The organism is Massilia niabensis (assembly GCF_042655085.1).
Taxonomy (GTDB): domain Bacteria; phylum Pseudomonadota; class Gammaproteobacteria; order Burkholderiales; family Burkholderiaceae_D; genus Telluria; species Telluria niabensis.
The window spans coordinates 125,885-138,561 of the sequence record NZ_JBHSMU010000016.1; the positions used below are offsets into that span (position 1 = coordinate 125,885).

General features: G+C 65.1%; 11 protein-coding genes. 1 reads left to right on the forward strand and 10 read right to left on the reverse strand.

All coding sequences use genetic code 11. From position 1 onward, the window contains the following. Window position 1: 1 nt before the first annotated feature. The gene (locus tag ACFPN5_RS21450; RefSeq protein WP_379785868.1) at window positions 2-442 is read right to left on the reverse strand and encodes a hypothetical protein; all 441 of its coding nucleotides are present in this window, start codon (window positions 440-442) and stop codon (window positions 2-4) included. Window positions 443-752: 310 nt separating this feature from the next. Here ACFPN5_RS21450 and ACFPN5_RS21455 point away from each other — a divergent pair, with 310 nt between their 5' ends. Continuing rightward, window positions 753-1,043 (forward strand): hypothetical protein, encoded by a 291-nt coding sequence (locus tag ACFPN5_RS21455; protein WP_379785869.1) that lies wholly within the window; start codon window positions 753-755, stop codon window positions 1,041-1,043. A gap of 83 nt (window positions 1,044-1,126) precedes the next feature. Here ACFPN5_RS21455 and ACFPN5_RS21460 read toward each other — a convergent pair whose 3' ends face one another. The 9 genes from ACFPN5_RS21460 to wecB all read right to left on the reverse strand — a co-directional run bounded on the left by ACFPN5_RS21460 (window position 1,127) and on the right by wecB (window position 12,669). Then, on the reverse strand, window positions 1,127-1,708 hold the full coding sequence (locus ACFPN5_RS21460; RefSeq protein WP_379785870.1) for an NF038129 family PEP-CTERM protein: 582 nt from the start codon (window positions 1,706-1,708) through the stop codon (window positions 1,127-1,129). An 11-nt stretch (window positions 1,709-1,719) separates the two neighbouring features. After that, on the reverse strand, window positions 1,720-4,710 hold the full coding sequence (locus tag ACFPN5_RS21465; protein ID WP_379785871.1) for an ExeM/NucH family extracellular endonuclease: 2,991 nt from the start codon (window positions 4,708-4,710) through the stop codon (window positions 1,720-1,722). 165 nt (window positions 4,711-4,875) lie between these two features. Continuing rightward, window positions 4,876-5,913 (reverse strand): TIGR03790 family protein, encoded by a 1,038-nt coding sequence (locus tag ACFPN5_RS21470; protein WP_379785872.1) that lies wholly within the window; start codon window positions 5,911-5,913, stop codon window positions 4,876-4,878. Window positions 5,914-5,958: 45 nt separating this feature from the next. Further along, the gene (locus tag ACFPN5_RS21475) at window positions 5,959-6,708 is read right to left on the reverse strand and encodes a PEP_CTERM-anchored TLD domain-containing protein (RefSeq protein ID WP_379785873.1); all 750 of its coding nucleotides are present in this window, start codon (window positions 6,706-6,708) and stop codon (window positions 5,959-5,961) included. A gap of 185 nt (window positions 6,709-6,893) precedes the next feature. Continuing rightward, a complete protein-coding gene (locus ACFPN5_RS21480) occupies window positions 6,894-8,312 on the reverse strand; it encodes a mannose-1-phosphate guanylyltransferase/mannose-6-phosphate isomerase (protein ID WP_379785874.1) in 1,419 nt (472 codons plus the stop codon). A gap of 29 nt (window positions 8,313-8,341) precedes the next feature. After that, window positions 8,342-9,475, reverse strand: coding sequence for a sugar phosphate nucleotidyltransferase (locus ACFPN5_RS21485; protein ID WP_379785875.1), 1,134 nt, complete (start codon window positions 9,473-9,475; stop codon window positions 8,342-8,344). A 151-nt stretch (window positions 9,476-9,626) separates the two neighbouring features. Next, a complete protein-coding gene (gene galE / locus ACFPN5_RS21490) occupies window positions 9,627-10,637 on the reverse strand; it encodes a UDP-glucose 4-epimerase GalE (protein ID WP_379785876.1) in 1,011 nt (336 codons plus the stop codon). Window positions 10,638-10,780: 143 nt separating this feature from the next. Then, window positions 10,781-11,554, reverse strand: coding sequence for a WecB/TagA/CpsF family glycosyltransferase (locus tag ACFPN5_RS21495; protein ID WP_379785877.1), 774 nt, complete (start codon window positions 11,552-11,554; stop codon window positions 10,781-10,783). After that, complete coding sequence (wecB, locus tag ACFPN5_RS21500; protein ID WP_379785878.1) at window positions 11,554-12,669, reverse strand: non-hydrolyzing UDP-N-acetylglucosamine 2-epimerase; 1,116 nt, start codon at window positions 12,667-12,669, stop codon at window positions 11,554-11,556. The genes ACFPN5_RS21495 and wecB overlap by 1 nt, the downstream gene beginning before the upstream one ends. Window positions 12,670-12,677: the final 8 nt, after the last annotated feature.

A 12,677-nucleotide genomic window follows, 5' to 3' on the forward strand; every position in this document is an offset into this window, starting at 1 on the left:
TTTAGCTTGCGGGTGATTCGCCATTGCCCAGCTGGCAGGTGCCGGCCCGGCATACGGCGCCTGGATCAGGGATGAATCGGCAATCCGACACCATTCCCGAGGCCTGGTTCTGCGCCTGGCGTTCACCCTTGTAGCGTTCGGCGAGTGCGCGCAAGGCCGGCTCGTTCAGGTTGGCGGTCGAATAAGGCAGGTAGGCCTCCGGCCCGCCACAGGCGCGCGCCCCGACCGGCAAGGTACGGCACTGGGACGGCCCGGTGCAGGCGGCGCTGCCGATCATTGCGCGGATCTGTTCAAGCGTGCTGCCCGTGGCGGCCCCAGGGGCCGGCGCAGGCGTTGGCGCCGGCTGGGTCGCAGGTGGCGACGGTTGCCGCTCGGGCGGTGCTGAAGCATCGGTGGTACAAGCGGTGCAGGCCATGATCAGGGAAAGGAGGAGTGTTCGCATGGCACAGATAATCGCCTGCGCTGGGGGACGGGTCAAGAACGATTCGTTTCAAGACAAGCAAGTGCCGCGGCAAAACTTGGCGGCTCTTCGCAAGCCCGTCCGGAATGACACGTCGCAGTTTCGCCACGCCAGGCAATCGTCCCAATTATTGCCGCATGGCTATTTCTTCGAATAACTATTTAACTGCATTGAACGTCGGCTAACAGCCGGTTAAAAGTTCAATATCTTCGTGCAATCATCGAAAAAAGTTTCCCTTTGAAAATTTATTCACTACAATAGGCCCGTCTTCAACGAGTTTCCTTAGAGCATCATGAACCTTCGTGCCTTCCGTTCCATCCTGACCGTATCCATCCTCGCTCTGTTGACCGCATGCGGCGGCGCCGATCTTCCATCGGATACCATGAGCCCGAGCGCTGCGTTGGCAAGCAACGGCAGCCCTGCCACCGCCTCCCTCAAGACCTCGGTTTCGGCGATGCCGGTCGCCGGCGGGCAGCCGCTGCCCGACTGCCACCCTGAAGGGTGCGCCGGACTGCGCATCATCGACGGTAATGCCGAAGCCTACCGCATCGATGCCATGCGCCGCGCGCAGCAAGGCAGCTGACTTGCAGGGGAAGGTAAAAAAAAGGCACATCCGGCTGACGCCGGATGTGCCTTTTTGCTTTAGCAGCTGACTGTAGCGGGCGCTTATCCCTTGCGGCGCGCGCGCAGGGTCGAGCCCATCAAGGCCAGGCCCAGGGCCAGCGAAGCCAGCGTTGCCGGTTCCGGCACTTCGCTGACGCTCACAAAGGCGTTATCGATCGAGACGAAGTCGGCCACGCCCGGCATCAGGTCGATCTGCACCAGCGGGCCCTGCGACAGCAGCAGGTCGCTGAAGGCGGTGTCGTAGAGCGTCATGGCGAAGGTGGTGCCGTCGCCTTCACCCTGGACATCGAATTCCACGTCGAAACCGAACAGTCCGCCGAGGTTGACGCTCTGCAGGAAGCTCGTGAACTCGCTGTTGCCGAGGATGATGCCGGTTTCCAGGCTGCCGCTGACGTCGCCCTCGATCTCGCTGCCGCCATAGTTGCCGCGGAAATTGCTCAGCACTGCGGTCGCGTCGGCGGCCGTCTCGAAACCCAGGAAACTGAAGTCGAAGACGCCGCTGCCGGCCTCGCTCGAGGTATCGATGGTGACGCGGTAGATCGGGCCGGCGCTCGCAGCGCCGGCTGCACCAACCAGCATCAGCGCCAGCAGCGCACGGGTGAACAGGTTTTTCAGGTTAAACATGGTTCAGTTCCTCAGAAAGTGCCGGTGAACAGCTTCGGGGTGTAGCCGATGCTGGCTTTCGATGGGTTGGTGAAGGTCGTGCTGACGGTGATCGAGGCGCCCGGGGCGATCGAGGTGGCCGTCAACGTCAGGTAGGGCGCACCGCCCTGCTCGCCGCTCTTGCCGTCCAGGCTCACGCCCGCCGTCAAGCCCTGCATCACCAGGTGCAACGGGCCCTTGATCGTGGCGCCGCTGGTGTTGGTGATCTTCACGGTGCCGGTGTACTTGCCGGTAACGCGATTGAGGGTCAGGCCCGAGCGCGCGATCGTCGTCGAGGCGGTCGCATCGGCGAAGGTGGCGGCCAGGTTCAGGCTGACGACCACCGGATCGTGATCCGAGGCGCGGAAGGCATCGTTCGCGTACGGATCCTGTGCGGTATCGCCCAGGTTGTAGTCGATTGCTTCCGGCTCGTCGGCATTGGCATGCCATTCGGTCACGCCTGCCACCTGCGGCGACAGGCTGGCGCTTGCCAGCGCGTGGTCGAGGTAGCCGCTTTCGGCGCCGAACACATACGAGTAAGGAATGCCGTGCGGACGCACGAAGCGGTCGATTTCGTTGACATAACCGGCCGCGTTGAGCAGGCGGATCGGATCTTCCATGCCATACGCGTTCATGTCGCCCACCACCAGTATGTCAGGATCGTTGGCCGCGCTGACAACCTGAGGCAGGAAGTAGTCGCGCAGGCGTTCGGCCTGTTCGACGCGGCTGGCGTTCCAGCAACCCTGGCCGTCGCCGCTGTCGACGTTGCCGCCAGTCGAGCCACCGCAGCCGCCCTTCGACTTCAGGTGGTTCACGACGAGCGAGAACTTGCCGCCGTTGGCTGCCTTGAAGGTCTGGGCGATTGGCGCGCGGTTGTTGATACGGTCGCCATCCGACAGCGCGGCGCCCACCAGGCTCACCGACTGCGGCTTGTAGATCATCGCCACGCGGATCGCATCGGTGCCGGTCGCGGCCGGCTTCGGCACGACGGCATAGGTGCCGGCGCCCATCTTCGCGTTGAGCTGCTCGACGAGGTAAGTCACCGCGATGTCGGCGTTGTTCTGGATCTCCATCAGGCCCACGACATCGGCGTTCACGGCCGACAGCGAGGCGACGATCTTGTCGCGCTGGCGCTCGAACTCGGCCATGTTGTCGGCGCCGCGGCAGTTCGAGGCGCGCGTGGTGCCGCCGATGGTGCAGCCCTGGCCGGTGCGGCCCCAGGCGTCGGAACCGTTGGTGAAGGTGGTGAAGAAGTTCAGCACGTTGGCGCTCGCCACCTTGACGTTGCCGGCAGCCACTTGCGGCGCCAGCAAGCGCTCGTTGGTGCGCGAGAAGCGTGGCGTGACGGTCGGCTGCAGCTTGAAGGCTGCGCCGACGTCGCCGCTGGCACCGAAATCGAGCACGCCGGTCAGGTCGCTGACGGTGTCGCCGCTGCGTACGGTGCCGTCCTGGAACAGGTAAGGAATGGTGGCCGGTGTGACGAAGATGCCGTCGTCGAGGACGACGACGTTCGCCGCATTGGCAGCAGCCAGGGCCTTCGCTTCCGCCGAGCCCGGCAGGTAACGGTTGGTCGGGATTTCACGGCGGCCGGCGGACAAGACCAGCTCGCCGCGGTTGCCAAGCGAGGCGTTGCTGTTGACCGTCAGCGGCGTGGTAAAGCGCACCAGCATGCCCTCGAAACGGGCCAGGTCGTCGTTCGGCATCTCGACATTGGTCGGGGTGATGCTGCCGGTGCCGATCTTGCTCGTGGCCGTCAGGTTCGTCAGTTCGGTGTAGGAACGGGCCGCGCCGGTCGGCGTGTATTCGGTGACGGTGCCGGTGACGCGCACCAGGTCGCCTACTGCAACGCCCGCGCTCGAACCGAACACGAAGAGGCCGTCCGAGGTGGCCGGGTTGCCGTCGCCGCTCGCGTCCTGCAGGAAGTAGCCGCTGCCGACGATGGCGGTGACCACGCCCTGGGTCGTCTGCACGCTGTTGGCATACGTGCTCTTGGCGGCTGCGCCCTGGATCTGCGGAATGGTCACCACGCCGGCGACGCGCACGGCAACGTTGCAGCTCGCGCTCTGGCCGTCGCTGTTGGCGAAAGTGATGGTGACCGGATAGCTGCCGGCGGCGACGCTGGCGTCGACGTTCAGGCTGGCGCTGGCGCTTGCGCCGGTGCCGGATGCCGCCACGAAATTGCGCAACTCGATGCCAGTGACGGCGCCGGAGGCAATCACCGCGCTGTTCACGATGCTGTCGCTGTCGCGCGCCGACAGCACCGCACTGGCGCCCGCGCCCTGCTCGGCCTGCAGGCTCGCTGGGCAAGTGGTAACGATCGGTTGCAGCGCCGGGGTCCCGCCGCCACCGCTGCAGACGTTTCGCGCGCTGGCAGTGTTGCGCGGTGTCGGCGCGCCGACGGCGAAGTCGGTGTTGTTCGCGTCGGTGTCGAGGCAGCCGCCGTCTTTGCGCAGCACGGCCGTGGGGTTCGCCGGCGCCGGGGTCGGGCCGGTGCCCTCGAAGTAATTGGCGGTCGTGCCGAAGCCAACCACGTCGAGCACGGTAGCGCCGCTCGGGTTGGTGCCGCTGAGCGGAGCACGGTCGCTGACCAGCACGACCTTGCCGGCGCTAGCGCCCATGGTGGTGGAGCCCGGCGCGTCCGGGTCTGGCAAGTTGGCGGTGCCGCCAGCCCCTGCCGATGCCTGCACCAGGTAGTACTGGCCCGGCTGGAGGGTGACGTTGCCGACGTTCGTGACCGCCCAGCTGTTGCCGGTCGCGGAGGCGTATTGCACGCTCCAGTTGCCCAGGGTGACCGCTGCGCCGCTGCGATTGAACAGCTCGATGAAGTCGTTCTTGTAGGTCGAGCCGCTATTGCCGCCGCCGCCGTAGACCTGGCTGATAACGATATCTGATGCGGCAATCGCGCTGGTCGACAGTCCGGCCAGCAAGGCGGCCAGGATGGTGAGCCGGCCGGCCGGCGTTTTCGTTGCAACGTGCATTTTCATGGGCATCCTAGAGAATGGAGGGCAGAACATTTGTTGTCGGTGCTGATAGGCATTTTATTACCAGAAACAATAATACGGCTGGAATTTGACAGGAGAATGACGAAGCGCAACACGTTCTCCATCACGATGAGGTATGGCCACAACACATTGATTCCACACGGAAACTTACGGCACACGCATGCGGGAACGGCGGTCGTAGGGCGCCGCCAGTGGTTCGCCAATGAACAGGCCCTGCGCCGGCCAGGCGACGCTCTTCCAGTAGGCTTCGATCGCGCTGTCGCCGTTCAGGTAATGGCGCAGCAGCACGCTCGGGTTCGGGAATTTCTGCCAGTGGTTGCACGGCTCGCTGACGGTGCCGTAACTGGCGGTGGCGCCGGCGGCCAGCCAGCGCAGGCTGCTCATCTGGGCGGTGCCGAGCAGGTCGCCGCCGTGCGAAGTGAGGTGGTCGGCCAGCGCGCCCGGCACGAAGCGCACGGTATCGAGCCCGTCGACCTGGGCCTTGCCGAGCTGATAGACGAGCACGCCGGATGCATGTTGCAGGGCGTCGGCGCGCAACCGGTGGATCGTCACGCGGCCGCCCGCGGCCGGGCCGGGCCGGGGGAAGAACGGCGCGCGCACGTTGCGCGCCGCATCCAGTGTCTCGAGGTACCAGGCGTGCGCGGGCGCGGGGTGGAAACCGCTGGCCACGCCACGGTCGACCAGCGCGCGCGCCGCCTCGACCGACTCGATCGGCAGCAGCATCGACAGGCGCATGCCGTGCTCACGCAAGGGACGGCGCGCGGGCGAATTGAAGTAGCTGCTCGGCTGGCCGATGCGGCAGGTATCGCGGCACAGCGCAGCGTCGTAGCCGAGCGTGTAGGCGCCGGTGATGGCGTGGCAGCCGACCTGGTAGGGCGCCGTCCAGGCCATCAGCACGGCCTGCACCTCGGGACCGAGGCGGCTGTCGATCTCGGCTTTCAGCAGGCGAAAGCGCGCCAGCTCGAGCGCGCGCGGCCGCTCCGGAATGCGCACGCGCACGACGTTCGCGGCCGGAATGCCGCGCCGCCGCCCGTAGTACTCGCCGACGGCGACGCTGTCGGGGTCGTCCTCGTTAATGACCAGGCCCAGGTGCCGTGCTTCGAGCGGCCCATCGGGCGCTCCCGCGCCGGCGGCGCCCGGCAGCGCCAGCGCACAGGCAAACGCGAACGCCAACGTGACCCGCACTGATCCCGGAATGCTGGAGGGCCGCCGCCACGCCATGACCGGCGCTCAGGCCGCGCCTGGCGCCGGTCCGCCGGCGCACGCCACCCCCGGCATGCGCTGACGGCGCCGCGCCAGCAGCACCATGCCGAGCCCGCCGGCCAGCAGTGCCGCCGCGGCCGGCTCGGGAATCGGCGATACCGCATACAGTTCGAGTGCGTCGATGGCGAAGAATTGTCCGCCGACCGAGCCGTTGATGATGCTCTGCCCTTCCCCGGCCGGATCCCCATAGCTCACGCGCCACGACAGCGCGGTGTCGAGCCGGTCGTTGACCAGCAGGTCGGGCCCGGCGCCGAAGGTCGGGCCCTGGTCGAGCGCATTGAAGGTCTGGTAGGCGCCCTGGCTGGGCAGCTCGTAGGTGCTGGGCACCTGGCGGTACACCGCGGGATCGGTGTAGTTGAAGATGAAGGCGGTGCGGCGGAAGTCGCGCTCGGTGATATGCCAGCCATCCTCGGACGACCAGCTCTGCGGATTGTAGCCGCCCACCAGCCAGGCATTGCCGCTGCGGTCCGAGACGCGCACGAGCGTGAAGGTCGGGCCGCGCTCGTCGGCGGCGGCGTGGAAGTCGACCGAATCGTCGCCGGGCTGGCGCGTGTACAGGTTGGCGAAGATCTGGTCGCCGGCGCCGAGCCAGCGTTCGAGCTGGACCTCCAGCGCGGGATCGAGCGGCGGCGCGCCAGTCTGCAGGGCGGTTTGACCCGCGGCCTGCGGTGCGGCAAGGACCAGCGCGAGCGCGCCGGCAGCAAGGAGCGTCTTCATGATCACCTCCGGACGGGGTTCACCGACGGCCCATTGTATGCCGCACTTACGAGGGGCTTCACACTGTTGACTTGACGATCTTGCTCCGGCAGCAGGCCTGTTTTTCAGGATGGTCAGGCGAAAAAAAACCGGGCGTCCCCGCCCGGTTTTTTGCGCTTTGCTGCTTGCAGACCCCGCTCCCGCAATCAGGAACGCTTGTAGATGTCCTCGAAGCGCACGATATCGTCCTCGCCGAGGTAGCTGCCCGACTGCACTTCGATGATGTGCAGCGGCAGTTTGCCCGGGTTCTCGAGGCGGTGGTTCATGCCGATCGGGATATAGGTCGATTCGTTTTCCGACAGCAGGCTGACCTTGTCGCCGCAGGTCACGCGCGCCGTGCCCGACACGACCACCCAGTGCTCGGCACGGTGGTGGTGCATCTGCAGCGACAGCTTCTCGCCCGGCTTGACGGTGATGCGCTTGACCTGGAAACGGTCGCCCGCATCGATGCCCTCGTAGTGGCCCCAGGGGCGGTACACGCGCGTGTGGTGCAGGTGCTCGGTGCGCTCCTTCGACTTCAGGTGCTCGACCACTTGCTTGACGCGCTGGACGGCGCTCTTGTGCGCCACCAGCACGGCATCCTGGGTTTCGACGACGACGATGTCTTCGACGCCGACCACTGCGACGATGCGGCTTTCGGCGCGCACCAGCGAGTTCTTCACGCCGTCGAGGTAGACGTCGCCGCGGCGGGCGTTGCCGTTCTCGTCGTGCTGCTGCACTTCCCACAGCGCCGACCACGAGCCGACGTCGCTCCAGCCGATGTCGGCCGGAACCACGACGGCGTCGCCGGTGTGCTCCATCACCGCGTAGTCGATCGAGTCCGACGGGCAGCTCGAGAACGCCGCTTCGTCGAGGCGGCAGAAATCGAGGTCGCGGTAACCGTCGCCGACCGCCTTCTCGGCGGCTACGGCGATTTCCGGGGCAAATTTGGCCAGTTCAGCCAGGTAACGGTCGGCGGCGAACATGAACATGCCGCTGTTCCAGTAGTAGCTGCCGTCGGCAACAAAGGCTTCGGCGGTGGCCAGGTCCGGCTTTTCGACGAAGCGCTCGACTTTGTAGCAACTGTCGCAACCGCTCAGTGGCGCGCCGCGGCGGATGTAGCCGTAACCCGTTTCCGGGGACTGCGGGACGATGCCGAAGGTGGCCAGGCCGCCGCCGGCTACCTGCGTGGCGGCGCGAGTGACGGCTTCGCGGAACGCTTCGGTGTTGGTGATGACGTGGTCAGCCGGCAGCACCAGCATCACCGCTTCCGGGTCGATCGACTTCAGGAAATGCGCCGCCGCGGCCACCGCCGGAGCGGTATTGCGGCCGACCGGCTCGAGCAGGATCCCCAAGGGCGTGATATTGGCCGCGCGCAGCTGCTCGGCCACCATGAAACGGTGGTCGTTGCCGCACACGACCAACGGCGCCATCAGGCCCGGCAGGCCAGCCACGCGCAGCGCAGTGTCCTGCAACATGGTCTTGTCGGCCACGATCGGCAGCAGCTGCTTGGGCAGCACTGCACGCGAGAGCGGCCACAGGCGGGTGCCGGCGCCGCCGGAGAGGATCACTGGATAAATTTTCATGCGCTTGCTTTCTGTTGGTTGTTGCTGGTCTAGCCTGTAATTTCTTTACGGCTACTACGGCGCCGGTCGCGGGCGTTCAGCCATTCTTCGGAACTGTATTCGGACGCGTGCTTCATTTCTCCGGCACGGTCGACACTGTATTCCTTGAAGACGATCATTTCATTCAATGTCACATCGTGCAACACGCGAGTATATTCAAATAACACGCTGCGCACAATTTCCGCACCTTCGCAAATGTGGCTGCCATGGCCGATCCAGGTCGGTCCGACGATGTGCACACCGGCCTCGATGCGGACACCCGAGCCGATATAGACCGGGCCCTCGATCTTGGTGCCGTTCCAGTCGATGCTGCTGTTCAGGCCCACCCACAGGCCCGGTTCGATCTGGGTGCCCGGCACGTCCATGTGGTTGACCTCGCCCGTGAGGACGGTCTGCAGCACTTCCCAGTAATCGGACATCGTGCCGATGTCGAGCCAGTTGAACGGCCGGCCCTGGGCGTAGAACGGCAGGCCGCGCTCGGCCAGCAGGGGGAACAGTTCGGAACCGATGTCGAAGGGCACGCCTGACGGGATCAGGTCGACCACTTCCGGCTCGAAAATATAGATGCCGGTGCTGATGAAGTTCGACAGCGCCTCTTCCTGGCTCGGCTTTTCCTGGAACTGCTTGATGCGGCCCTGTTCGTCGGTGACGACGACGCCATACGACGACACTTTGTCCCAAGGCACTTCCTTGGTGATGACGGTGGCCATCGCGCCCTTGCGGCGGTGCTCGAGCAGCGCCGCCTTCAGGTCGAGGTCGATCAGGGCGTCGCCGCACAGTACGATCGTGGTGTCATCGAAAAAGCCGCCGAATTCCTGGATCTTCTTCATGCCGCCGGCCGAGCCGATCGGCTCGGGCACGATGGTGCCGTCGTCGGTCGTGTAGCCTTCGAAGGAATAGCCGATCTGGACGCCGAACTGCTCGCCTTCGCCAAAATACTCCTCGATCTTTTCATGCAGCCAGCTGACGTTGACCATGATCTCGGTCACGCCATGTTTCTTCAGGTGTTCGACCAGGTAAGCCATCACGGGCTTGCCCAGCAGGGGAATCATCGGTTTCGGAAGGTCGTACGTGAGCGGGCGAACACGCGTGCCCTTGCCTGCCGCGAGAATCATAGCTTTCATTGTGCATCCTTGTGGTGGGGCCTTGATAAACCTACTGCGCGTCGCCGTGTCGGCCTGCGTTACTCGCTGTACATGAGTACAGCTCCGTTACTCGGCCAACACGGCTTCCGCTCGCTACGGTTTCTCAAGGCCCTGTGAAGTTAGTGGTTGCTCAAGACGTTGTCACGTTATTGGAGGTCTGGTAGCGCCAGGTGTCGGTGCACATCTGGGCCACGTCGCGCGTTGCGACCCAGCCGAGCTCATCGCGTGCGCGCGCCGGATCGGCGTAGCACTTGGCGATGTCGCCCGGACGGCGATCGACGACCTGGTACGGGATCGGGCGGCCACAGGCCGCTTCGAAGGCGCGTACCATTTCCAGCACGCTGTTGCCGCGGCCGGTGCCGAGGTTATAGGTCAACAGGCCGGGGGCCTTCGCCAGCTTTTCCAGGGTCTTGACGTGGCCGATCGACAGGTCCACCACGTGGATGTAGTCGCGCATGCCGGTGCCGTCCGGGGTCGGGTAGTCGCCGCCGTACACCGACAGCTTTTCGCGCTGGCCTGTCGCGACCTGGGCGATGTAGGGCACCAGGTTGTTCGGGATGCCCGACGGCGACTCGCCGATCAGGCCGCTCTCATGGGCGCCGACCGGGTTGAAGTAGCGCAGCAGCGCGATGCGCCAGTCCGGCTGGGCCTTGACCAGGTCGCGCAGGATGTCTTCGATCATCAGCTTGCTGCGGCCGTAGGGATTGGTGGCCGACAGCGGGAAGTCTTCGGTGATCGGCACCGAGGCCGGGTCGCCATACACCGTGGCAGAGGAGCTGAACACGAGCGTCTTGACGCCGAATTTGGCCATCGTCTCGAACAGCACGACACTACCGGAGACGTTGTTGTCGTAGTAGCGCAGCGGCTCGGCCACTGATTCGCCGACGGCTTTCAGGCCGGCAAAGTGGATCACGGCGTCGACCTTGTGGGTGGCAAAGGCCGCTTCCATGGCCGCGCGGTCGCGGATGTCGGCTTCGACCAGTTCAAAGGTCTTGCCGGTGATTTGTTGTACGCGCTCTTGCACCGAGCGCTGGGCATTGGAGAGATTGTCGACCACGACCACGTCGTACCCGGCATTTTGCAACTCGACGACGGTGTGGGAACCGATATAACCCACGCCGCCCGTAACCAGAATCTTCATTGTCGTCACTCTCTTTAACTGTTGTTGCGCACCTGTTTTCGGCGCTCCAGAACGGCGCACAACGCGCCATCCCCCTCTTTGTCCTTCGGTGGCGGTTCTGCGACCGCGCTTTCCCTATGTTTCATGGTCCCTGCATGAGGCCGTCATGAGCCCCGTTTTTCCTTGCTCCCGCGCTTGTTCCCCCATGCCGCTTCCTTGATCAGCAGCCAGATGAAGGCCATGTCCTCGATGAAGTAACGGCGGAACATGCGGCGCGGCTCCTGCAGGAAGCGGTAAAACCACTCCAGTCCCGCCCGCTGCATCCAGACCGGCGCGCGCCTGACGCGGCCGATGGCCACGTCGAAGGTGCCGCCGACACCCATCGCGAAGGGAACGCGCATCTGCTCCTGCCAGCGGCCGAGGAACTGTTCCTTCTTCGGCGAGCTGATGGCCACGAACAGCAGGTCGGCGCCGCTGGCGCGCACCTGCTCGGCCACCGCCGCTTCTTCCGCCTCGCCCTGCCAGTAACCATGGCGCCAGCCGGCCACGATCAGGCCCGGATAGCGCCGGCGGTAGGTGTCGGCCACCGCAGAGACCACCTCCTCGCGCGCCCCCAGCAGGAACACGCGCCAGCCGGCCTCGCTCGAGCGCCGCATCAGCGCCTCGAACAGGTCGACCCCGGCTACCCGCTCCTTGAGCGGCTTGCCCAGCAAACGCGATGCCCACACGACCGGCATGCCGTCGACATTGACCAGCGCGCACTCGTTGATGATGCGGCGCAGTTCGGCATCGCGGCTGGCTTTCACCAGCTTGTCCACATTCACCACCACATGCTGATGGGGCTGGCCGGAACGGATGAACTCGCCTATACGGGCAAGCGTTTCCTCCATCGACAGATTATCGATCCGGCAGCCCATCAGCGTGATGGAGTCGGGCATCAGAGTTCCCGTGCCAATTCCTGCGTCAATACGTCCACGATGCGTTCGGCTGCCTTGCCATCCCACAGGTGCGGACGGCGGCCCTGCTTGCCTTCACCGCGCAAGACCTTGCGCGCTTCCAGGATGATCTTGTCCGGGTCGGTGCCTGCCAGCACGTTCGAGCCCTCTTCCACCGTCACCGGGCGCTCGGTGTTTTCGCGGATGGTCACGCACGGCACGCCCAGCGCCGTGGTTTCTTCCTGCAGGCCGCCGCTGTCGGTCAGCACCACGGCGGCGTCTTTCCACAGGTTGAGGAAGGCCATGTAGGCTTGCGGGCCGGCCAGGGTCACGTTCGGGCCCAGGTCGATGCCGAATTTCTCGATGTTGGCGCGGGTGCGCGGGTGCACCGGGAAAATCAGCGGCAGCTCGACCGAGATTTCCTTCAGTGCGCCGGCGATGCGGGCGAACATGACCGGATCGTCGACATTGCTCGGGCGGTGCATGGTAACGACGCCGTAGCGGCCGCCGTTCTGCTGGCGCTCGGCCTTGAAGGCAGCGGTCTCGAAACCGGAGGTATCGGCGCGGGTCAGCTTGTCGGCCTGGAACAGGACGTTGTCGACCATCACGTGGCCGACGTAGTGCACGGCAGAGTCCGGCTTGCCTTCGCGGCGCAGGTGCTCGACGGCTGCCGGCTCGGTGGCAAAGAACCAGTCCGAGATGCTGTCGGTCACGAGGCGGTTGATTTCCTCGGGCATCGACATGTCGCCGCTGCGCAGGCCGGCTTCGACGTGCGCGACCGGGATGTTGAGTTTCTTGGCGACGATCGAGCAGGCGAGCGTGGAATTGACGTCACCCACCACCAGTACGGCGGCAGGACGCTCGGCCATGCACAGCTCTTCGAAGCCGACCATGATCTTGGCCGTCTGCTGGGCGTGGCTGCCGCCGCCGGCGGCCATGAACACGTCCGGCTGGGGAATGCCGAGTTCTTCGAAAAAGACGTCGTTCATTTCGCGGTCGTAGTGCTGACCGGTGTGGATGATCTTGAAGGACAGCGTCTGCTGGGCCTGCAGCGCGCGGACGATCGGCGCGATCTTCATGAAATTGGGCCTAGCGCCCGCGACCAGATAAATAAGCATGTTTTTTG